Origin of the sequence: Streptomyces sp. NBC_00190, from assembly GCF_036203305.1 — a bacterium.
Taxonomy (GTDB): domain Bacteria; phylum Actinomycetota; class Actinomycetes; order Streptomycetales; family Streptomycetaceae; genus Streptomyces.
Map to the genome: position 1 here is coordinate 5,170,414 of NZ_CP108131.1, position 22,608 is coordinate 5,193,021.

Below are 22,608 nucleotides of genomic sequence, written 5' to 3' on the forward strand. Positions count from 1 at the left end.
GGGCCCGCCCGACGGAGGCGCGGGCGAGGGGCGCCGTGGGGGTACGGGCAGTGCCCCGGCGGGGGCTGCGGGCCCCCGCGGGAGCCATCGGCCCGGGCGGAGGCTAGATGGCTTCCTTGCGGGTCAGGAAGTTGAACGAGATCCAGCCCGGCAGCACCGGGAGCCAGAACGTCATCAGGCGGAACAGCAGCACCGCCGAGATGGCGACCTCCTTCTCCAGCCCCGCCGCGATCAGACCCAGCGTCAGCGTGGTCTCCACCGCGCCGATGCCGCCCGGCGTCGGCGCCGCCGATCCCAGCGCGTTGCCCGCCAGGAACACCACCGCGATGCTCGCGTAGCTGATGGCCTGGCCGCCGCCGAACGCGCGGATCGACGCGTCCAGGCACATCACGAAGCAGCCCGTCAGCAGCAGCATCCCGCCGATGCCCGTCATCAGCTTCTGCGGCCGCTGGAGCACGTCCAGCATGCGCGGCACGACGCCCGCGAACAGCGCCCGTACCCGCGTCGCCACGAACTTCCGCATGAACGGGACCGCCGTCACCACCAGCACCAGCACCGCCACCGTCAGCAGACCCGCGATGACCGTCCGGGACGGGGTCATCTCCGGAGTCTTCTCGGTCCCGGTCAGGTAGCCGAACGACAGCAGCAGCAGGATGTGGCTGGCCAGCCCGAACAACTGCGAGGCGCCCACGCTCGCGACCGCGAGCCCCGGCCGGATCCCCGCTCGTTGGAGGAACCGCGTGTTCAGCGCGACACCGCCCACCGCCGCCGGAGCCACCAGCTTCACGAAGGACCCGGCCACCTGCGCGAGCACGGTCCGCAGGAACGGCACCCGCTCGGGCACGAAGCCCAGCAGGCTCATCGCCGCCGCGAAGTAGCTCAGCGCCGAGAACGCCAGCGCCGCCCCGACCCAGCCCCACTGCGCCTGGCCGACGATGGTCGCGAAGTCCACGTGCGCGAGCTGGGTCAGCAGGAAGTACGCGCCGAACGCGCCCGCGATGAACGACACCAGCGTGCGCGGCCGGATCCGCTCCAGCCGGGCCGGCTCAACCGGTGCCTGCGGGCGGATCAGCAGCACCTGCTGGCGGATCTGGCTGAGCAGGTCCTCCTCGCGGGCCCCGTCCAGGGCATCGTCCAGCGCCTTCTTCTCCGCCTTCCGGTCGGCGGCCGGGCTGCTCTCGGCGCCCGCCTCGCGCGCCGCCTTCGCCGCCCGCGAGGACTCCAGTACGGCCTCGCGCTGCCGCTGCGCCCGCTCCCGGGCCAGCTTGCGCAGCGTCGCCCGCGTCGAACGGCTCAGCGCGATCGGCTGGAGCAGCGGCAGGCAGTCCGCCACCGCGTCCGGGCCGAGCACCGACACCGCCGAGGACACCGCCCGCTCCGCGCCGACCCGCAGGCCGAGCGTGGTCAGCAGCTGCGCGATGTCCATCCGGAGCACCAGATCGCCCGCGGCGATCTCGCCGCCCCGCAGGTCGGTGAGGATGACACTGCCGGAACGATCCACCACGAGGGCGTCCCCGGTCAGCCGCCGGTGCGCGATCCGCCGCGACTGCAGGGCCCGTACCTGCTCCCACGCGTTGAGGCACAGCTCGTCGGTGATCTCCTCGTCGGAGAGGGAGTCCAGGCTCCGGCCGCCCAGGTGCTCGTACACGAGCATCACGGCGTCCGGCCCGAGTTCGGAGGTGGCGATCAGCTTCGGCGCGTTCGCTCCGGCCGCGATGGCGGCGTACGCGAGGAGCGCCTCCTGCTCCAGTGCCTGGCGCAGCGACTGGAGGCTGCGCCCGGTGGTGATGCCGCGCAGCGTGAGCCTGCGCCAGACCCGGTAGAAGAACCCGTGGGCCTGCTGCTCCCGGTCCACCACGGTGACGTCGAGCGGCGGGCCGTCCTCCAGGGTGACGTGGTAGCGCCGCCCCCGGTCGTTCACCTCGGGGGCCTCGGGGCCGTCGGGCGTCTCCGCGCGCATCGCGCTGACCGGCTGGAAACCGACCCGGCGCAGTCCGGCGAGGAGGTGCTGCCCGGTGGGGCGCACGTTGGGCGAGCCGACGGCGTACAGGGTCCCGTACGCGACGCTCCAGCCGATCAGCACGGTCAGGATGATCGAGAAGGGTGTGGTGTAGCCGCTGACCAGCATCGTGAACGCGTCGAGCAGCAGGACCACCCACAGCGCGACGCGCCAGTGCGGCCGCCGGGTCATCCCCACGGCCGTCATGTACGCGATCACGGGCGCGAGGTAGCCGTGCACCGGATCGGTGAGCGCCCCGTCGGCGCCGGCGGGGCGGGTGAGGGCTTCCTGGATGGTGCCGGGGGCGGCCTGGGACACCCACAGGTCGGTGGCGAGGGTGACCCCGTGCGCGAGGACGGCGGCGAGCACGCCGTCGGCGATGCGCAGCCCGTCGCGCTTGATGAGCCGCTCGATGGCGAAGGCGACGGGCAGCAGGAGCACGGCGATGCTGGACACCAGCGCGGCGACCTTGACCAGCAGGTCCGGTGCCTGGCCGGTGCCCTTGTTGATGTCCTCCTCCAGGCCGACGGTGGTGCCGTGGGCGAAGGCGGCGATGGCGAGGACGACGGCGATGCCGAGGATGCCGACGAGGAGGCGTACGAGGTCGGACGGGCGGTGCACGCGGGCGGCGAGCAGCGGTTCGTCGACCTCGACCCGGTCGGCGGCCGTGGGGGTGTGCCCGTGCGGGCCCTCGGTTCCGGCCGCGCCGGTGCCGGTGCCGTCGGTGCCGTCGGTGCCGTTGCCGTCGTCGCCGGCACCGCCGCTCGGGGTCCCGGGGCTCCGGTGGTCCGGGCGCGCGTCGTCGTCCGGCGCCGCGCTGTCCGGAGGGCTCACACCCTGCTCCTTCGTCGTCACATCCGTCTCTTCTTGATCACGTATCACCAGTCACCGCCCGGAAGATGGTGGCACGGACCGACGTGCGAGCGGGGCAGCAGGGTGCGCGCCGGTGCGGAAGCACACCTTCCGTCGCCGGACGCCCGACGTGCTGCACCATGGGCCGGATGAGCGACGAACTGCCCGTGTACGCGGAGCGCGTGCTGGAGCTGGCCGAGCGTATTCCGCCCGGCCGGGTGATGACGTACGGGGACGTGGCCGAGTGGCTCGACGAGGGAGGGCCGCGCCAGGTCGGGCGCGTCATGGCCCTGTACGGAGGTGCCGTGCCCTGGTGGCGCGTGGTGCGGGCGGACGGCGTACCGCTCCCCGGCAGTGAGCGGCGCGCCCTGGAGCACTACCGGGCCGAGGCCACGCCGCTGCGCCTGACGGCGGCCGGCGATCCGCGGCTGGACATGCGACGGGCGCGCTGGGACGGAGACGGCGGCGGGGACGGGGACCGCGACGAGGCTCACACCTGACAGCTTCGGCCATGCGCGGCCCGCGCGGGCGGTCGGGCGTCCGCCCGAAGGCCCGTCCGGGGGACGGAGACGAACTGCGCGGCGTCCGCCGGTTGCCGTAGCGTTGCCTCTTCGGCTCCGGCCGATGCCGTCCCGGCGGCACCCGAAAACCGCGCACCACCCGAAGACCCACCAGGACCGGCAGCTCACGTGATCACCTCCTCCTCCGACCGCACCGAACGGCGGCGTACGCGGACCCCTGACGCGTACCGCCTGGTGCGCACCGGGCCGGAACGGGTGGATCCCCCTGTCCTGGACGCAGCGCAGCGCGCGGTGGTTGACCATACGGCCGGACCACTGCTGGTCCTCGCCGGGCCGGGCACCGGGAAGACGACCACGCTGGTCGAGGCCGTCGCCGCCCGGGTCGAGGCGGGCACGGATCCCGCCCGCATCCTCATTCTCACCTTCAGCCGCAAGGCGGCCGTGGAACTGCGCGACCGGGCCGCCTTGCGGCTGGGCGGCGCGCGCGCTCCGCAGGCGACCACCTTCCACTCCTTCTGCTACGGCCTCGTCCGTGCCCACCAGGACACCGACCTCTTCGCCGACCCGCTGCGCCTGCTGTCGGGCCCGGAGCAGGACGTGATGGTCCGCACCCTGCTGGAGGGCCAGCGCCGGATCCGCTCCATCCGCTGGCCGGACGACCTGCGGGCCGCGCTGACCACGCGCGGGTTCGCGGACGAGGTCCGCGCGGTCCTGGCCCGCGCCCGCGAACTGGGCCTGGGGCCGGAGGCGCTGTCCGATTTCGCCGGGCGGATCGGCCGCCCGGACTGGAAGGCGGCCGCGGCCTTCCTCTCCGAGTACCTGGACGTCCTGGACATGCAGGGCACCCTGGACTACGCGGAACTCCTCCACCGTGCCGTCCTCCTGGCGGAGCGCACCCCGTCCCTCTCTTCCGCCTACGACGTGATCTACGTGGACGAGTACCAGGACACGGACGCCTCGCAGCTGCGGCTGCTGCGGGCGCTGACCGGAACCGGCGGCACGCTGATCGCCTTCGGCGACCCGGACCAGTCGATCTACGCCTTCCGCGGCGCCGACATCAACAACATCCTCGACTTCGAGTCGTCCTTCCCCGGCGCGCGGGTGCGGGCCCTGACCGTCGCCCGCCGCTCGGGCGCGGGCCTCCTGGCGGCGACCCGGCTCCTCACCACCCGCATGCCGCTGCCCCGCCTGCCCGCGGCCGCGGTCCGCGCACACCGCGAACTCGCGGCCGCGCGGGAGGGCGGCGGGGCGGAGGTGTACACGTACCCCACGGCCGGGGCCGAGCTCGACAACATCGCCGACATCCTGCGCCGGGCCCACCTGGAGGACGGCGTGCCCTGGCAGGACATGGCCGTCCTGGTCCGCGCGGGCGGCCGTACGCTCCCGGCGATGCGCCGCGCCCTGATCACGGCGGGAGTCCCGGTCGAGACGGACGGCGCGGACACCCCCCTGCGCCACGAACCGGCCGTCTCCCCCCTCCTCACGGCCCTGCGCGCCACGGCCACCTTCGCGGCGGGCCTCCCCGCCGGCTCCGCGCCGGCGGACGCGTCGGACCCGGACCCGGCGGCGCCCGCCCCGGTGGACCCGCAGGCGGGGCCCGCGGCCGACCCGGCGGCGCCGGAGTCCGGCGCACCCGTGGCCCCGGCCGACGGCCTTGCGCCCGCGGCTCCCGCCGCGTCGGCCGCCGACTCCGCCCCGGCGGACGACCAGGCGGACGACCCGGCCGCCCCGGCGGTCGCGGGCGCCGACGGGCCCGACGCGGGATGGATCGGCGTAGAGGCCGCCCTCGCCCTGCTCGCCTCCCCGCTCGGCGGGATGGACGCCGCCGACCTGCGCCGCCTCGGCCGCGCCCTGCGCGACGAGGAGCGCGCCGCCGGCGTCAAGGTGCCCGCGCCCTCCGACGTCCTGCTCGCCCGCGCCCTCGCCGAGCCGGAACGGCTCACCGCCCACGACCCGGCCTACGCCCGCGGCGCGCAGCGCCTCGGCCCGCTCCTGCGCAAGGCCCGCGAACTCCTCCAGGGCGGCGGCACCGCCGAAGAGGCCCTGTGGACCCTCTGGGACGGCACCCCCTGGCCCCAGCGCCTGGAGCGCTCCGCCCGCCGCGGCGGCATGGCCGGCCGCAACGCCGACCGCGACCTCGACGCCGTCTGCGCCCTCTTCGACACCGCCGCCCGCGCCGAGGACCGCACCGGCGGCCGCGGAGCCCTCAACTTCCTCGAACAGCTGGAGGCGGAGGACATCGCCGCCGACACGTTGACGACCCGCGCCACCCGGCCCGACGCGGTCCGCCTCATGACCGCCCACCGCTCAAAGGGCCTGGAGTGGTCCCTCGTCGTCGTCGCGGGCGTCCAGGAGGGCCTGTGGCCCGACCTGCGCCGCCGCGGCTCCCTCCTGGAGGCCGACCGGATCGGCCGCGACGGCCTCGCCGAGCCCCTCACCCCCGGCGCACTCCTGGCCGAGGAGCGGCGGCTCTTCTACGTCGCCGCCACCCGCGCCCGCGACCGCCTCGTCGTCACCGCCGTCAAGGCCCCCGCCGACGACGGCGACCAGCCCTCCCGTTTCCTCACCGAGCTCGGCGTCACCCCGAAGGACGTCACCGGCCGCCCCCGCCGCCCCCTCGCCGTCCCGGCCCTGGTCGCCGAGCTGCGCGCCACCACCGTCGACCCGGACGCCTCGCCCGCCCTGCGCGACGCGGCCGCCCGCCGCCTCGCCCGCCTCGCCGCGCTCACCGACGACGAGGACCGCCCGCTGGTCCCCGCCGCGCACCCGCAGCGCTGGTGGGGCCTGTACGAGCCCACCCGCAGCAGCGTCCCGCTGCGCGACCGGGACCGGCCCGTGGCCCTCTCCGGCAGCGCCCTGGACCAGCTCGCCAACACCTGCTCGCTCCAGTGGTTCCTCGGCCGCGAGGTCAAGGCCGACGCCCCCTCCACGGCCGCCCAGGGCTTCGGCAACGTCGTCCACGTCCTCGCCGACGAGGTCGCCTCCGGCCGCACCCCCGCCGACCTGGCCGTCCTCATGGAACGCCTCGACTCCGTCTGGGACGCCCTCGCCTTCGACGCGCCCTGGAAATCGGCCCAGGAGAAGGAGAACGCCCGAGCCGCCCTGGAACGCTTCCTGCGCTGGCACACCACCGACCGCGGGGGCCGGGCGGCGGTGGCCACCGAGCACGAATTCGACGTCACGCTCGAAGCGGGCGAGTACGCCGTCCGGATCCGCGGCTCCATGGACCGGGTCGAAGCGGACCCGCAGGGGCGCGCCTACGTCGTGGACTTCAAGACCGGCAAGTCGGCGCCCACCAAGGCCGAGGTCGAGCGCCACCCCCAGCTCGCCGTCTACCAGCTCGCGGTGCGCGAAGGCGCCGTCGACGAGGTCTTCGACGGCCTGCGCCCCGCACAGGGCGGCGCCGAGCTCGTCCAGCTGCGCCAGCCCGCGCCCAAGAAGGAGGGCGGCGACGCGGTCCCGAAGATCCAGGCCCAGCAGCCCCTGCCGGGCGGCTCCTCCGGCGAGTGGGTCGGCGACCTGCTCGCCACCGCCGCGGGCCGGGTCCTGGACGAACGCTTCGCGCCCGCCGTCGGCAAGCACTGCGACCACTGCTCCTTCCGCAGCTCGTGCAGCGCCCGGCCCGAGGGCCGCCAGACCGTGGAGTGACCGAGTGACCGAGTGACCGAGTGGCCGAGTGACCCGGGCGACCCGGGCGACCGCGCAGAGCGTCCGAGCGCACCGGCCGGGCGGACGGAGCGCGCGTCGGGGAGTGTCGGTGCGGGCGGCTAGCCTTTTTACGTGTCCGCGCGTGCGCCCGTCCTCTCCGACCCCGAGCAGCTCAAAGAGCTCCTCGGGATCCCTTTCACGCCCGAACAGCTGGCCTGCGCCACCGCCCCGCCCGCCCCGCAGGTCATCGTCGCCGGAGCCGGCTCCGGCAAGACCACCGTCATGGCCGCCCGCGTGGTCTGGCTGGTGGGGACGGGCGCGGTCGCGCCCGAGCAGGTCCTCGGCCTGACCTTCACCAACAAGGCCGCCGGCGAGCTGTCCGAGCGCGTACGCAAGGCCCTCGCGCGGGCCGGCATCACCGACCCCGATCCTTCCCCGGCCGAGGCCGACGCGGCCGGGGGCGAGCCGCGCATCTCCACGTACCACGCCTTCGCCGGCCAGCTCCTCAAGGACCACGGCCTGCGCATCGGTCTGGAGCCCAGCTCCCGCCTCCTCGCCGACGCCACCCGCTTCCAGCTCGCCGCCAAGGTGCTGCGCGAGGCCCCCGGCCCCTACCCCTCGCTCACCAAGTCCCTCCCCGACCTGGTCGGCGACCTCCTCGCGCTGGACGGGGAGCTCTCCGAGCACCTCGTCGAGCCGGAGCGGCTGCGCGCCCACGACACCGGGCTGCTCGGCGAGCTGGCCGACGCCAACCTCACCAACGAGGACCTGCGCAAGGTCCCCGAGGCCGTGCGCGGCCGCCTCGAACTGCTGGAGCTCGTCAGCCGCTACCGCGCCGCCAAGCGCTCCCGCGACCTCTTCGACTTCAGCGACCAGATAGCCCTCTCCGCACAGCTCGCCACGACCCGGCCCGAGGTGGGGGCGCTGCTGCGCGAGGAGTTCCGGGTGGTCCTGCTCGACGAGTACCAGGACACCTCCGTCGCACAGCGGCTGCTGCTGTCCGGCCTCTTCGGCGCGGGCAGCGGCCACGCGGTGACCGCCGTCGGCGACCCCTGCCAGGCCATCTACGGCTGGCGGGGCGCCTCCGTCGCCAACCTCGACGACTTCCCCGAGCACTTCCCGCACGCCGACGGGACACCCGCCACCCGTCTCTCGCTCAGCGAGAACCGGCGCAGCGGCGGCCGCCTGCTCGACCTGGCCAACGGGCTCGCCGCCCCGCTGCGCGCCATGCACGAAGGCGTCGAGGCGCTCCGCCCGGCGCCCGGCGCGGAGGGCGCCGGCTTCGTCCGGTGCGCCCTGCTCGATACGCACGCCGAGGAACTGGAGTGGCTCGCGGACTCCGTCGCGCACCTGGTCCGCACCGGGACGGAGCCGCGCGAGATCGCCGTGCTGTGCCGGTCCGCCGGCGACTTCGCGCGGATCCAGGCCGTCCTGGTGGCCCGGGACGTGCCGGTCGAGGTCGTCGGCCTTTCCGGGCTCCTGCACCTGCCGGAGGTCGCGGACCTCGTCGCCGTCTGCGAAGTCCTCCAGGACCCGGGAGCCAACGCCTCCCTCGTCCGGCTGCTCATCGGCCCGCGCTGGCGGATCGGCGCGCGCGACCTGGCTCTGCTGGGGCGCCGCACCCGGCTGCTGGTGGGCCGCGAGGCCCCCGCCGGGGCGGACCCGGACGAGCGGCTCGCGGCGGCCGTGGAGGGCGTGGACCCGGCGGAGATCGTGTCGCTGGCCGACGCCCTGGAGACCTTCCTCGACGGCGCCGGCCAGGCCCCCGACGACCTGCCGTTCTCCGCCGACGCCCGGGTCCGCTTCGCGCACCTCGCGCAGGAGCTGCGCGACCTGCGGCGCTCGCTCGCGGACCCGCTGATGGACGTACTGCACCGGGTCCTGTCGGCGACCGGCCTGGAAGTGGAGCTGTCCGCGTCCCCGCACGCGCTGGCGGCCCGCCGCCGCGAGACCCTGTCGAACTTCATGGACGTCGCCGCGGGCTTCGCCGCGCTGGACGGCGAGGCGACCCTCCTCGCGTTCCTGGCCTTCCTGCGCACGGCCGCCCAGTACGAGAAGGGCCTGGACCACGCCCTGCCCGGCGGGGAGAACACGGTCAAGGTCCTGACGGCCCACAAGTCCAAGGGCCTGGAGTGGGACGTGGTCGTCGTCCCGGACCTGTGCGCGGGGTCCTTCCCGAAGGAGAAGGCGCCGGAGGCCTGGACCTCGTACGCGAAGGTGCTCCCGTACGCCCTGCGCGGCGACGCCCCCACCCTGCCGGGGGACCCGGCCTGGACCTCGGCCGGCATGAAGTCCTTCAAGACGGCCCTGAAGGACCACAAGTCGGTGGAGGAGCTCCGCCTGGGCTACGTCACCTTCACCCGCCCCCGCTCCCTCCTGCTGGCCTCGGGCCACTGGTGGGGCCCGACGCAGAAGAAGCGCCGCGGCCCGTCCGCGTTCCTGTCCGCCCTGTACGAGCACTGCGCTGCCGGGTTCGGCGAGATCGAGGCCTGGGCGCCCGAACCCGACCCGGCCGCCGAGAATCCGTCCCTCGCCGACGACTCCACCCCGGACCACTCCTGGCCCCTCCCGCTGGACCCGGCCTCCCTGCACCTGCGCCGCGCGGCGGCAGCCCTGGTGGAGTCCTACCTGGCCGACCCGCAGCCCCCGGCTCCGGAGGAGGACGAGTCCTACCTCTGGCCCCCCTCCTGCGAGGACCCGTCCTACGAGGACGAACCCTGGCCGGACGACGACCTCTGGCCGCAGGACCCGGCCGAGCCGCGTACCGGTGGTCCCGCGGACCCGCACGCCGACCTCTGGCCGGAGGCGGACCTCTGGCCGGAGGCGGACCGGGCCGTGCCACGCCTCCGCGTCACCGGCACCGCGCCCGCCCCCGCCGCAGGCACCGGCCCCCTGACGCCCGACGACGCGCGGGCCGTGGCCTCCTGGGACCGGGACCTCGACGCCCTGGAGGGCGAGCTCCGCCGCGCCCGCGCCGCCGTCCGCGACGTCGAGCTCCCCGCCGCGCTCTCCGCCAGCCAGTTGCTCCGGCTCGCCGCCGACGAGCAGGGCTTCGTCCGCGACCTCGCCCGCCCCATGCCGAGGCCCCCGCAGCCCGCGGCACGCCAGGGCACGCGCTTCCACGCCTGGGTCGAGTCCCGCTTCGACGAGCTCCCGCTCCCGCTCCTCGACGTCCTCGACCCCGTCACCGAGCTGCCCGGCTCCGACCAGGAGGTCGCCGACGAGGCCGATCTCGCCTCCCTCAAGGCCGCCTTCGAGCGCAGCCCGTACGCCGACCGGCCGCCCCACCGCATGGAGGCCCCGGTCCAGCTGACCCTCGCGGGCCGCGTCATCCGCGGCCGGATCGACGCCGTGTACAAGAATCCCGACGGCTCGTACGAGATCGTCGACTGGAAGACCGGCCGCACCACCGAGGCCGACCCCCTCCAGCTCGCCGTCTACCGCCTGGCCTGGGCGGAAGCCACGGGTACGCCGCTGCGCCGGGTCACCGCCGCCTTCCTGCACGTCCGCAGCGGCCGCGTGATCCGCCCCCGCGACCTGCCCGACCGGGCCCGTCTTGAGCGGATCCTCCAAGGCAAATCGGGCACCGGCGATGACCATCAGGCGGACGGCTAGGCTCGGGGCATGAGCGACAGCCCGCCGGACAGCGCCGTCCGCACGTACATCGAGACCCACCGCGCCGCCTTCCTCGACGACCTCGCCGAGTGGCTGCGCATACCCTCCGTCTCGGCGCAGCCCGAGCACGCGGGCGACGTACGCCGCAGCGCCGAATGGCTCGCGGCGAAGCTCAAGGAGACCGGTTTCCCGGTCGCCGAGGTCTGGGAGACGCCGGGCGCCCCGGCCGTGTTCGCGCACTGGCCGAGCGAGGACCCGGACGCGCCCACCGTCCTGGTCTACGGGCACCACGACGTGCAGCCCGCCGCCGTGGCGGACGGCTGGCACACCGACCCGTTCGAACCGGTCGTCAAGGACGGCCGGATGTACGGGCGCGGCGCCGCCGACGACAAGGGCCAGGTGTTCTTCCACACCCTGGGCGTACGCGCGCACCTGGCGGCCACCGGCGCCGCCGCCCCCGCCGTGAACCTGAAGCTCGTCGTGGAGGGCGAGGAGGAGTCCGGATCCCCGCACTTCCGCGCCCTCGTCGAGGCCCGCGCCGCCGAGCTCGCCGCCGACGTCGTGATCGTCTCCGACACCGGCATGTGGTCCGAGACCACCCCCACCGTCTGCACCGGCATGCGCGGCGTCGCCGACTGCGAGATCGACTTCCACGGCCCGGACCAGGACATCCACTCCGGCGCCTTCGGCGGGGCCGTGCCCAACCCGGCCACCGTCGCCGCCCGCCTGGTCGCGGCCCTCCACGACGCCGACGGACGGGTCACGGTCCCCGGTTTCTACGACGGCATCGCCGAACTCACCGACGCCGAGCGCGCGCTCATCGCCGAGCTGCCCTTCGACGAGTCCGAGTGGCTCCGTACGGCCAAGTCCCACGCGGCCGCCGGCGAGGCCGGCTACTCCACCCTGGAACGCGTCTGGGCCCGCCCGACGGCCGAGGTCAACGGCATCGGCGGCGGCTACCAGGGCCCTGGCGGCAAGACCATCGTGCCCGCCTCCGCCCACCTGAAGCTGTCGTTCCGCCTGGTGTCCGGACAGGACCCGTACGAGGTCGAGACCGCCGTTACGGACTGGGTCGCGGCCCGCGTCCCGGCCGGGATCCGTCACTCCATCACCTTCGGCGCCCCGACCCGCCCGTGCCTGACCCCGCTGGACCACCCCGCGCTGCAGTCGGTCGTCCGGGCCATGGGCCGCGCCTTCGGCCAGAAGATCCGCTTCACCCGCGAGGGCGGCTCCGGACCCGCGGCAGACCTCCAGGACGTCCTGGACGCGCCCGTCCTCTTCCTCGGCATCTCCGTCCCGTCCGACGGCTGGCACTCGCCGAACGAGAAGGTCGAGCTGGACCTCCTCCTCAAGGGCGTCGAGACGACCGCGTACCTCTGGGGCGACCTTGCCGAGTCCCACCGCACACCTGCCTGACGCCCGACACACACGCCGCCTGAGTCACTGAGCCTGCCTGTCCCACCACCGGGGGAGTTGGAAGTACCTGTGAGCATCCATACCGAGCGCCCGATCTCGCTCACCGCGCCCAGCGGAATCGACCGCGCCGCGCACCACCGCCTCGACGAGGCGTGGCTCGCCGCCGCCTGGAGCCACCCGACGACCCGTGTGTTCGTCGTCTCAGGCGGCCAGGTCCTGATCGACGACACCCCCGACGGGGGCACCGGCATCGTGATGACCCCGGCCTTCGAGGCCCCGGTCACCGAGACCCACCGCTACTTCCTGGGGACCGACGAGGACGGCGTACGGTACTTCGCGCTCCAGAAGGACGCGCTGCCGGGCCGCATGGACCAGTCGGCCCGCCCGGCCGGCCTGCGCGAGGCCGGACTGCTGCTGAACGCGCGCGACGCCGGGCTGATGGTGCACGCGGTGGCGCTGGAGAACTGGCAGCGGATGCACCGCTTCTGCTCCCGCTGCGGCGAGCGCACCGTGGTCGCGGCCGCCGGGCACATCCGCCGCTGCCCGGGCTGCGGCGCCGAGCACTACCCGCGCACCGATCCGGCCGTGATCATGCTGGTCACGGACGACCAGGACCGGGCGCTGCTGGGCCGCCAGGTGCACTGGCCGGAGGGCCGCTTCTCGACCCTCGCCGGGTTCGTGGAGCCGGGCGAGTCGATCGAACAGTCCGTCGTCCGCGAGGTGTGGGAGGAGGCGGGCGTCAAGGTCGGCGAGGTCGAGTACGTGGCCAGCCAGCCGTGGCCGTTCCCGTACAGCCTGATGCTGGGCTTCACGGCCCGCGCCACCAGCTCCGAGATCACGGTGGACGGCGAGGAGATCGAGGAGGCCCGCTGGTTCTCCCGCGACGAGCTGGCTGCGGCGATCGAGGCGGGCGAGGTGCTGCCCCCGGCGGGCGGCATCTCCATCGCCGCCCGCCTGGTCGAGCTCTGGTACGGCCGGCCGCTGCCGAAGCCCCCGGCCGTCTGACGGCTCCGCGGGCCGGCAGCGGCCCGGCCCGCGCACGCAGAAGGCCCCCGCCGGGGCGGGGGCCGCTCTGGGTGCGCGGGGGGTCAGACGGCGAGGGCCTGCTTGACCTGGGCCAGGCTCGGGTTCGTCATGACGGACTCGTTGCCGGCGGAGGACTTCACGAGAACGGTGGGAACCGTCTGGTTGCCGCCGTTCGCCTTCTCCACGAACGCCGCGGACTCGGGGTCGAGCTCGATGTTGATCTCGTTGTACGCGATGCCTTCCCGGTCCAGCTGGGTCTTCAGCCGGCGGCAGTAGCCGCACCAGGTCGTGCTGTACATCGTGACGGTGCCCGTGTCCTGCATGCTGCGGTCTCCTTCGTGGGGTCTCGGTGGTCCGAGTATTGGAACGTACGCGACCGCGCGGCCATTCCCGCGCGGCCGGTGCGACAGGGAGGCCGGTGGGACAGGGGGCCGGTGCGACACGGCGGCTGGTGTGACAAGTACTACGGATACGGGTGACCTGTGGACAAGTTTCCCGCCCGCCCCTCCAGACCTGGCAGCATGGCGGGGTGACAGCAGCAACGCACTCCCCATCCTTCTCCGCCGTCGAGGCCACCGACTCGGCCGACGCGGTGCTCCTGGGCCTGGACCCGGAGCAGCGCGAGGTCGCGACGACCCTGCGCGGGCCGGTGTGCGTGCTGGCGGGCGCCGGCACCGGCAAGACCCGTGCGATCACCCACCGCATCGCCTACGGAGTCCAGTCCGGCCAGCTCATGCCGGGCAGTGTGCTTGCCGTCACCTTCACCAACCGCGCCGCCGGGGAGATGCGCGGCCGTCTGCGCGGCCTCGGCGCCGGCGGGGTCCAGGCCCGTACCTTCCACTCCGCCGCCCTGCGCCAGCTCCAGTACTTCTGGCCCAAGGCGGTCGGCGGAGACGTCCCCCGGCTCCTGGAGCGCAAGATCCAGTTCGTCGCCGAGGCGGGCGCGCGCTGCCGCATCCGCCTCGACCGCAACGAGCTGCGCGATGTCACCGGTGAGATCGAGTGGGCCAAGGTCACCCAGACCGTGCCCGCCGACTATCCGGTGGCCGCCCTCAAGTCGGGCCGCGAAGCCCCCCGCGACCTGGCCGAGATCGCCCAGATCTACGGGACGTACGAGCAGCTCAAGCGCGACCGCGGCATGATCGACTTCGAGGACGTGCTGCTCCTCACCGTCGGCATCCTCCAGGACCGCCACGACATCGCCGAACAGATCCGCGCCCAGTACCAGCACTTCGTCGTGGACGAGTACCAGGACGTCAGCCCCCTCCAGCAGCGGCTGCTCGACCTGTGGCTCGGCGAGCGCGACAGCCTCTGCGTCGTCGGCGACGCCAGCCAGACGATCTACTCCTTCACCGGCGCCACCCCCGACCACCTGCTGAACTTCCGTACCCGCTACCCGCAGGCCACCGTGGTCAAGCTGGTCCGCGACTACCGCTCCACCCCCCAGGTCGTCCATCTCGCCAACGGCCTCCTCAAGCAGGCCAAGGGCCGGGCCGCCGAGCACCGCCTGGAGCTGGTCTCGCAGCGCGAAACCGGACCCGACCCGGTCTACGCCGAGTACCCGGACGAGCCCGCCGAGGCCGAGGGCGTCGCCGCGCGGGTCCGGGACCTGATCGCGGCGGGCGTGCCCGCGGGCGAGATCGCCGTCCTGTACCGCATCAACGCCCAGTCCGAGGTGTACGAGCAGGCCCTCGCCGACGCCGGGGTGCCCTACCAGCTGCGCGGAGCCGAGCGCTTCTTCGAGCGGAGCGAGGTCCAGAAGGCGATCCTCGCGCTCCGCGGAGCCGCCCGGTCCGGCGGGAACGACCCGCTGCTCGACGATGTCGTCGAGCTCGGCTCCCAGGTCCGGGCCGTGCTCAGCTCCACCGGCTGGACCGCCGAGCCGCCGGCCGGCTCCGGCGCGGTGCGCGACCAGTGGGAGTCGCTGGCCGCCCTGGTCCGCCTCGCCGAGGACTTCGCCCGGACCCGGCCCGGGGTCACCCTGGCGGACCTCACCATCGAGCTCGACGAGCGCAAGGCCGCCCAGCACGCCCCGACCGTGCAGGGCGTGACCCTGGCCTCGCTGCACGCGGCCAAGGGCCTGGAGTGGGACGCCGTGTTCCTCGTCGGCCTCACCGACGGCATGGTGCCGATCACCTACGCCAAGACCGACGAGCAGGTCGAGGAGGAGCGCCGGCTGCTCTATGTCGGCGTCACCCGGGCGCGGTTGCACCTGACGCTCTCCTGGGCGCTCTCGCGGGCGCCGGGCGGCCGGGCCTCCCGACGCCCCAGCCGCTTCCTGAACGGCCTGCGGCCGGGCTCCGCGGCCCCGGGAACGGGCCCGGGCGGCGCGGCCGAGCGGGTCGCCCGCAAGCACGGCCGCCGCGGGCCGGTGCTCTGCAGGGTCTGCGGCAAGACCCTGACCGACGCCGGCGAGCTGAAACTGATGCGCTGCGAGGACTGCCCGTCCGACATGGACGAGGGGCTCTACGAGCGGCTGCGGGAGTGGCGCCGGACCCAGGCGAAGGACCAGGGCCTGCCCCCCTACTGCGTCTTCACGGACAAGACGCTGATGGCGATCGCGGAGGCCGCGCCCTCCGAGGAGGGCGAGCTCTCGATGATCTCCGGCGTGGGTGTACGGAAGCTCGACCGGTACGGAGCCGACGTCTTGGCCATCTGCGCAGGTCAGGACCCCGGGTCCGAGGATTCTGACGACGCGTAGAAACTCGTCGGAAAAATAGTTTGCACATGCCCAGCGAATCCCCATAGGTTCTTAGCAACGGAAACGGTGGCTTCTCCGAAGCCCTGGATCCGTGCTGTACTTATCCGAATACGCATGGGACAGGCCCCCGGGCCCCGTCCCCGAGACGCCGAGAGGAGGCGAGACCAGTGACCAGCTTCATGACCTTCACCAAAATGACCGATCGCTCGGTCGACGCTTCCTGCCTGCTCGGTTCCGTCTCCCTCCTGGGTACCGGTGTGTCCGCGATTTCCGCCGACAGCCCCGCCCTGCTGGCGATCCGTCCGGTCAGCGAGCGCAATGAGCGACCGACCCAGGCACCGGTGGCAGTACTGGCAGCGGAAGCTCAGGCGCATGGCGCCTATGGCTTCGCCGCCGCAGCCGGTGCCGGATCCCAGAACAAGCAGACGACGAAGCAGCAGCACCACCTGATGTGGGCCTTCCGTGGGCTCGAACCCTGGAGTGATCCAGCCTGATCGCATGATCAGGCCGGCGCCTTCAGGGCCGCGGAACCCAACCGGGATCCGCGGCCCTTCTGTTTGTCCCCGAACGGGACGACGGACAGGCGCCTCGGGACTGGCAGAACCCCAGCCGAATCCGGCCGACCGGCCGGAACGACTAGCCGAACAAGACGAGGAAGAAGACACCGTGCAACTCGAAGCGCACGCCCCGTCCGTACCGCAGACCCAAACGATCTCCCCGCCCGCAGTCCCGGAGGACCACACCTTGACCCCGCTCACCGCGCTGACCGCGCTCGACGACGCCATCGAGAACCTCGGCGTACCCGTTCCGTGCCGCACCTTCGACCCCGAGGTCTTCTTCGCCGAGTCCCCGGCGGACGTCGAGTACGCCAAGTCCCTCTGCCGCACCTGCCCGCTGGTCGAGGCCTGCCTCGCCGGGGCGACCGAGCGCCGCGAGCCCTGGGGTGTCTGGGGTGGCGAGCTCTTCGTCCAGGGTGTCGTCGTCGCCCGCAAGCGGCCGCGTGGCCGTCCGCGCAAGAACCCGGTTGTCGCGGCATGACCGCCCACGGAACCATCGACCGCCCCCTCACGCACGACCCCCTGAAGCAGGCCCTCATGACCGCCCACTCCACGAGCGAGCAGCCGCACGGCTCCGCCACCGCAGACTTCATCACCGCAGGCGCGATCACCTCGCGTCAGAACAGGACCCGCGAAATGCAACTCATCCCAGAAGCCCTGGCTCGCGCCCATATGGACGACCGCATGCGTGAGGTGGACGCCGAACGTCACGCCGTGCGCCTGGTCACCGCCCGCCGCATGCAGCGGCGAGCCGAGCGAGTCTCGCTGCGCGCCCGGCGCGCGCTCGCCATGGCCGTCATGCACTAAGAGCTCCACAGTGCTGAGGCTCTGAAATCACAGACAAGACGTCCCGGGGGGACCGGTCCGAACGGACCGGTCCCCCCGGTGCGTTGCGGGGCCTGTCCACCCCGTACGGGGATATCGTCTGGAGGTGGACCAGCCGACTCCCCACCCCGCCAAGCCGGGATCCGAGGCCCAGCCCGTCGTCTGCGCGCGCTGTGGTGCCCGGTCTCCGGACGGCGCCCCGATCACCTGGACCTGCTCCATGGAAAACGGCAGCAGGCACTACTTCTGCCACGACTGCGCCCGGGCCAACATCCGGGCGATCGAGGGCAGGCTCGACTCCTCCTGGTGGTGACCCGGCGCCGGCCTGCCCGCCCCCTACGTCACTCCGCGGACGCGAACCCCGGCAGCCAGGAGTCCAGTTCGTCCCGCAGCCGCACCGTCGAGCCCAGCTGACACAGCACCCCGATGGTGCTCAGCGTGACCCGGTGGATCAGCAGGTACGAGGGCGGCAGGTTGATTTGCCGTCCCAACTGGTGTGCGGGGGACCGGGGATCGGCGATCCGCGCCGCCTGGCCGCGCAGCCACGCCCGTGTGAAGGTGAACTCCTCGGCCTCGGCGGGCTCGATGATCGGCTTGAGATAGTCCAGTACCGCGTCGGGGTCCAGTTCGATGGACTCCTTCACGAACCCCTCGGCGCACAGGTGCCCGTAGACCCCCTCGGCATCCCCGTCCAGCGTCATCCGCAGTGACTTGCCGATGGGCTTGGGCCAGCCGCCCGGCAGCCGGTCGACCGTGCCGAAGTCCAGGACGCCCAGCCGCATCCGGCCCTCCGGCCCCGATATCAGCCGGAAGTTGCCCGGGTGCGGGTCCGCGTGCAGCAGCCCGGTGCGGGCGGGACCGGAGAAGAGGAACCGGGCCAGCAACTGCCCGGCGCGGTCGCGCTCCTCCTGAGTGCCGTCGGCTATCACCTCCGACAGCGGGGTCCCCTCCATCCACTCGGTCACCAGCACCTCGTCGCCCTGGTGCACGACATCCGGCACCACGACGTCGGGGTCGCCCTCGAACGCGTCCGCGTGCGTCCGCTGCGCCTCGGCCTCCAGCTCGTAGTCGAGCTCCTCCGCGACCCGGTCGCGCAACTCCTTGATGAGCGGCTTGATCTCCATGCCCGGTATCAGCGGCCCCAGCAGACCCGCGAACCGGCCCAGCTGCTTCAGGTCCGACAGCAGAGCCTCGCCGGCCCCCGGGTACTGGACCTTGACGGCCACCTGCCGGCCGTCGTGCCACACCGCCCGGTGCACCTGCCCGATCGAGGCGGCCGCGGCCGGCTTGTCCTCGAACTCCTCGAACAGATCCCGCCAGTCCGCGCCCAGTCGGTCCGCCAGCACCTGGTGCACCGTGGCCGTGGGCAGCGGCGGGGCCGCTTCCTGAAGCTTGGTCAGCGCAGCCCGGTAGGGCCCGGCGACCTCCTCGGGCAGGGCAGACTCGAAGACCGACAGGGCCTGCCCGAACTTCATGGCACCGCCCTTCAGCTCCCCGAGCGTCCGGAACAGCTGCTCGGCGGTGCGCTGCTGAAGCTCGCGCGCCACTATCTCCGCCGACTTGCCGCCGATCCGCTTGCCCAGCCCCCAGGTTGCCCGACCCGCGATGCCGAGCGGCAGCGCGGCCAGCTTGACGGTACGGGTGACCGCCTTCCGGGGAAGATCAGACATACGCCCCTCCATTTCCCAGACAGCTGCGCCGCAAGCGGCGGTTCGGGAAGACCCCTCCGACCCACGCATCCTGTCATGGCCCCTCCGGAGGATCCCCTCCTGATCCTCCTCCCAGTCGCTGGAGCAGAGCTGGACGACCTGCGTTCGCTCCGCACGGGCAGTCGGGGTGCGGGACGACCGGGCTGCGCTGCCAGTGCAGGGCCGGGAGCGCGGCCTCCCAGCGGGAGGCGGTGGAGGCGGGCAGTTCGCCGTCGAGGAAGGACAGCGCGTGGGCCGCGGCCAGACCGGCCACCGCCGTGGACAGGCCCAGGTCGCACGCGCCGCCCGCCCGGCGCCGGTGCGCCGACCGCCACTGCACCAGCAACCTCGGCCAGGCCGGATCAAGGTCCACCCGCTCGCGCTCCATGCACCCCGCGCACGCCGTCGAACCCGGCAGCACCAGCGGTCCCACCAGTCCGGTGCCCTCCAGCACCCCCGCGTACAGGTGCGGGATGCCCGTCGCCACCCAGTCGGCCGCGGTGTCCGGATCCGGGGCCCAGGCCTGCAGCCCGTCGCGGGGCGCGACCACCACCAGGGCGAGCCCGGGCTCCGGGCCCTCGCTCTCCCCGGCCCGCGGCGCGCGCCCCGGAGCCGACTGGCGCACCAGCCTGCCCGCGGCCTCGGCCCGCAGGCGGCCCACGCTCTGCGACCCGAACCCGCCCGGCGCCACGTCCCCGGGTTCCACCCGGCCACCGTCGAGCACCTCGACCCCGCCCACACCGGCTCCCGACAGGACCGCGGCGATCAACGCGCCCACCCGGCCGCTCCCGCGCACCTGCACCCGTATCGCCCGGCGCGCGGCGATCCCCCGCAAGTCCCCGCCCGGCTCACGGTGGACCAAGGACAGCGAGCCCAGATCGGGCCCCAGCCGCTCCAGGGCCTCCGGCCGCTTGCGCACGGCCTGGGCGAGCGGGCCGCCCGCCGTGGCGTCGTCGAGCAGTCCGGCCGCCGCCAGCCGCCGGACCAGTTCGTCGGCCTGGCCGTCCGGCAGTCCCATCCCCGAGGCCTCGGCCCGTAACAGCTCCATCCGCCGCGTCCCGTCGATGCGGTCGATGAGCGCGCCCGTCGCCGTGTCGACGGGGCCCAGCACCACCGCGTGGGCGGGTGTCACCCCGAACTGAACCGTCTGCAGATCCCTCCAGGCCCGTGCCAGCGCCGGCTTCACCTTCGGATACACGGCCGCCCCCCTCGATTCCGCGTGCGCACCCGCGCCGCCTCTTTTCCGCTCTCCCGCAACATTGCCCGTCCGCCGCATTCCGTGCGGGAATTTGTCCACAGGCGAGGTGTATTAGGCATATGAGATGGAGAAATGGGGTGTTCCGGATGCCGACTGTGAATCGATCGCGTTCGACTGCCGGACGGGCGGGACTTCCGCCACGGCTAGCGGGTACCGTCGTCGCGTGTCCGCCGACCCACCGCAGCGCGCCGTAGAAGTCCGCCGGAGCGCGCGCCGCCGCAGGACCGTATCCGCCTATCGCGAGGGTGACCGTACGGTCGTCCTCATCCCTGCCCGGATGTCCGAGGCCGAGGAGCGGCGCTGGGTGGGCGTCATGCTCGACAAGCTGGCCGCCCAGGAGAGCAAGCGCACCCTCGGCGACGCGGAACTCACCGAGCGCGCCGAGCGTTTGTCCGAGCAGTACTTCACCGGCCGCGCCCGCCCCCGCTCGGTCCGCTGGGTCACCAACCAGAACACCCGCTGGGGCTCCTGCACCCCGGCCGAAGGCAGCATCCGGCTCTCCCACCGCCTCCAGGGGATGCCGGAGTACGTCATCGACTACGTCCTCCTGCACGAGCTGGCCCACCTCCTCGTGCCCGGCCACGGCCCCCGCTTCTGGGAGCTGCTGGAGGCGTATCCCCGGACCGAGCGGGCCCGCGGATACCTGGAGGGAATCGTCGCCGCCGAGCGCCTCCCGAAGGTCCCCGCCGCCCGCGACGAATAGCGGCGCCCGTCCGCACTGTCACGGACGGTGATATGTACCGGGTCGGTACCGACTTGGCCGGATGTCGGCAGTTGCCGTTAGCCTGAGCGGCACGCATTCACAGTCGGGATGGGGGACGGTCGTTACGTATGGCCAGGGAATTCCAACGGGGCCACAAGGCCAAGATCAGTGATCTGACGCCGGGCACGGATCTTTACGTGGGCGTCCAGATCGCCGGACCCGGACTCACCTTCGACATCAGCTGTTTCGGCCTCGATGCGAACGAGCAGCTGTCCGACGACCGCTACTTCGTCTTCTTCAACCAGCCGAAGTCGCCCGAGGAGTCCATCCAGCAGCTCGGTGCGCAGGCCGGAGACACCGAATCCTTCCGGGTGACCCTGGACCGCGTGCCGGCCTCCATCCACAAGCTGTCCTTCACCGCCACCATCGACGGCGCCGGCCAGATGTCGCAGATCGGCCCCGGCTACATCCGGATCGTCGCGGGCGGCGAGGAAGTCGTCCGGTACTCGTTCACGGGTGCGGAGTTCACCACCGAGCGGGCCGTGATGCTCGGCGACTTCTACCTCAAGGACGTATGGCGCTTCGCAGCCGTCGGCCAGGGCTTCGACGGCGGACTCGCCGCGCTGCTCAAGAACTTCGGCGGCGAGGTCGCCGAGGAGGAGGAGCCGCAGCAGCAGGCCCCGGCCCAGACCGGCGCCGCGCCCGGATTCGCCCCGCCGCCGCAGGCCCAGGCACCGTCCTTCGGCGCCCCCGCCCAGGCCCCGGCACCCCAGGCCGCGCCGCAGCAGGCCCCGGCCCCCGCGCCCTCGTTCGGCGCGCCGCCCGCTCCGGCCCCCGCCCCGCAGCCGCAGGCGTACCCGCAGCACAGCGCGCCCACCATGGCCGCGCCGCTCGCTCCGCCCGCCCCCGCGCCGTACGGCCAGCCGCCGCAGCAGCCCTCGTACGGCCAGGTTCCCCCGCCCGCTCCGGCCCCCGCCCCCTACGGGCAGCAGCCGGGCTACGGCCAGGTGCCGGGGCAGGTACCGGGCCAGATGCCCGGGCAGTTCCCCGGCCAGGCTCCCGGCCAGTACCCCCCTGGCGGTCAGCAGCCCGGCTACGGGCAGCAGGCCCCCGCCCCCGCCGCGGCCGGTCTCACCGCCGCGCTCCAGCCGTACAAGGAAGCCCCCACGGGCGCCCGCTGGACCGCGCAGAACCCGCAGCTCATGCGCGTCGACCTGTCGATGGGCGGCCAGCCCGTCCTCGCCCGCCAGGGCAGCATGGTCCTGTACCAGGGCAAGGTCGACTTCAGCTACAAGGGCGCGGGCTTCGCGGGCCGCATCGTGGGCAACGCCACCGGCCAGGAGATGCAGCTGATGCGCTGCACCGGCCGCGGCCAGGTCTTCCTCGCGGAGAACGGCGCCCACCTGCACGCCATCGAGCTCCAGGGTGACGCGATCTGCGTCTCCGCCGAGAACGTGCTCGCCTTCGACGAGTCGCTCCAGCACGAGGTCCGCCGCATCGAGGGCCACGGCATCCCCGGCGGCGCCCTGTTCACCATGCAGTTCCAGGGCGCCGGCACCGTGATCGTCAAGACGCACGGCGTCCCGGTCGTCCTGCCCGTCACCCCGACCACCTTCGCGGACAGCAACGCCATCGTGGCGTGGTCGGCCGCCTCACAGGTGATCATCTCCAGCCAGGTCCGGCTCCGGCGCAACGCCTACCCCGGCCACAGCGGGGAGACCGTGAACCTCCAGTTCCGCGGCGCTCCCGGCAACTTCATCGTCGTCCAGCCGTACGAGGTCTGAGGGAGCCCGTCATGA

At 73.5% G+C, this 22,608-nt stretch carries 16 protein-coding genes; 12 read left to right on the top strand and 4 right to left on the bottom strand.

Annotated elements, in window-relative coordinates; all coding sequences use genetic code 11:
- Positions 1 to 103 precede the first annotated feature (103 nt).
- Positions 104 to 2,881: a lysylphosphatidylglycerol synthase transmembrane domain-containing protein gene (locus tag OG429_RS25115; RefSeq protein ID WP_328927520.1), complete on the bottom strand. Its 2,778-nt coding sequence runs from the start codon at positions 2,879 to 2,881 to the stop codon at positions 104 to 106.
- A gap of 110 nt (positions 2,882 to 2,991) precedes the next feature.
- Here OG429_RS25115 and OG429_RS25120 point away from each other — a divergent pair, with 110 nt between their 5' ends.
- From OG429_RS25120 to nudC, 5 genes are all read left to right on the top strand, one after another.
- Positions 2,992 to 3,351 carry an MGMT family protein gene (locus OG429_RS25120; protein ID WP_328927521.1) on the top strand — a complete coding sequence of 120 codons (360 nt, stop codon included), beginning with the start codon at positions 2,992 to 2,994 and terminating at the stop codon, positions 3,349 to 3,351.
- Positions 3,352 to 3,540: 189 nt separating this feature from the next.
- A complete protein-coding gene (locus OG429_RS25125; RefSeq protein WP_328927522.1) occupies positions 3,541 to 7,020 on the top strand; it encodes an ATP-dependent helicase in 3,480 nt (1,159 codons plus the stop codon).
- A 132-nt stretch (positions 7,021 to 7,152) separates the two neighbouring features.
- Complete coding sequence (locus tag OG429_RS25130; RefSeq protein WP_328927523.1) at positions 7,153 to 10,635, top strand: UvrD-helicase domain-containing protein; 3,483 nt, start codon at positions 7,153 to 7,155, stop codon at positions 10,633 to 10,635.
- 9 nt (positions 10,636 to 10,644) lie between these two features.
- A complete protein-coding gene (locus tag OG429_RS25135) occupies positions 10,645 to 12,051 on the top strand; it encodes a dipeptidase (RefSeq protein ID WP_328927524.1) in 1,407 nt (468 codons plus the stop codon).
- A gap of 57 nt (positions 12,052 to 12,108) precedes the next feature.
- Complete coding sequence (nudC, locus tag OG429_RS25140) at positions 12,109 to 13,056, top strand: NAD(+) diphosphatase (RefSeq protein WP_328927525.1); 948 nt, start codon at positions 12,109 to 12,111, stop codon at positions 13,054 to 13,056.
- Between the two features lie 83 nt (positions 13,057 to 13,139).
- On the opposite strand, the gene OG429_RS25145 is transcribed toward nudC, so the two are convergent.
- Positions 13,140 to 13,400 carry a mycoredoxin gene (locus tag OG429_RS25145; protein WP_031151539.1) on the bottom strand — a complete coding sequence of 87 codons (261 nt, stop codon included), beginning with the start codon at positions 13,398 to 13,400 and terminating at the stop codon, positions 13,140 to 13,142.
- 206 nt (positions 13,401 to 13,606) lie between these two features.
- Here OG429_RS25145 and OG429_RS25150 point away from each other — a divergent pair, with 206 nt between their 5' ends.
- The 5 genes from OG429_RS25150 (at position 13,607) to OG429_RS25170 (ending at position 17,473) form a co-directional block, all read left to right on the top strand.
- Positions 13,607 to 15,778: an ATP-dependent DNA helicase UvrD2 gene (locus OG429_RS25150; RefSeq protein ID WP_328927526.1), complete on the top strand. Its 2,172-nt coding sequence runs from the start codon at positions 13,607 to 13,609 to the stop codon at positions 15,776 to 15,778.
- Between the two features lie 179 nt (positions 15,779 to 15,957).
- Complete coding sequence (locus tag OG429_RS25155; RefSeq protein ID WP_328930409.1) at positions 15,958 to 16,272, top strand: hypothetical protein; 315 nt, start codon at positions 15,958 to 15,960, stop codon at positions 16,270 to 16,272.
- 172 nt (positions 16,273 to 16,444) lie between these two features.
- Complete coding sequence (locus OG429_RS25160; RefSeq protein WP_328927527.1) at positions 16,445 to 16,816, top strand: WhiB family transcriptional regulator; 372 nt, start codon at positions 16,445 to 16,447, stop codon at positions 16,814 to 16,816.
- On the top strand, positions 16,813 to 17,142 hold the full coding sequence (locus OG429_RS25165; protein WP_328927528.1) for a hypothetical protein: 330 nt from the start codon (positions 16,813 to 16,815) through the stop codon (positions 17,140 to 17,142). The genes OG429_RS25160 and OG429_RS25165 overlap by 4 nt, the downstream gene beginning before the upstream one ends.
- Positions 17,143 to 17,266: 124 nt before the next feature.
- Complete coding sequence (locus OG429_RS25170) at positions 17,267 to 17,473, top strand: hypothetical protein (RefSeq protein ID WP_328927529.1); 207 nt, start codon at positions 17,267 to 17,269, stop codon at positions 17,471 to 17,473.
- A gap of 28 nt (positions 17,474 to 17,501) precedes the next feature.
- Here OG429_RS25170 and OG429_RS25175 read toward each other — a convergent pair whose 3' ends face one another.
- On the bottom strand, positions 17,502 to 18,830 hold the full coding sequence (locus OG429_RS25175) for an ABC1 kinase family protein (RefSeq protein WP_328927530.1): 1,329 nt from the start codon (positions 18,828 to 18,830) through the stop codon (positions 17,502 to 17,504).
- Between the two features lie 73 nt (positions 18,831 to 18,903).
- Entirely contained in the window at positions 18,904 to 20,046 is a 1,143-nt protein-coding gene (locus tag OG429_RS25180; protein WP_328927531.1) for a ThiF family adenylyltransferase, read from the bottom strand.
- Between the two features lie 163 nt (positions 20,047 to 20,209).
- On the opposite strand from OG429_RS25180, the gene OG429_RS25185 reads away from it, so the two are divergent.
- Together OG429_RS25185 and OG429_RS25190 are read left to right on the top strand one after the other, a co-directional pair.
- The gene (locus OG429_RS25185) at positions 20,210 to 20,809 is read left to right on the top strand and encodes a M48 metallopeptidase family protein (RefSeq protein ID WP_405681363.1); all 600 of its coding nucleotides are present in this window, start codon (positions 20,210 to 20,212) and stop codon (positions 20,807 to 20,809) included.
- Positions 20,810 to 20,937: 128 nt separating this feature from the next.
- Positions 20,938 to 22,593, top strand: a complete 1,656-nt coding sequence (locus OG429_RS25190; protein WP_328927533.1) for a TerD family protein — start codon at positions 20,938 to 20,940, stop codon at positions 22,591 to 22,593.
- The last annotated feature ends 15 nt before the right edge of the window (positions 22,594 to 22,608 follow it).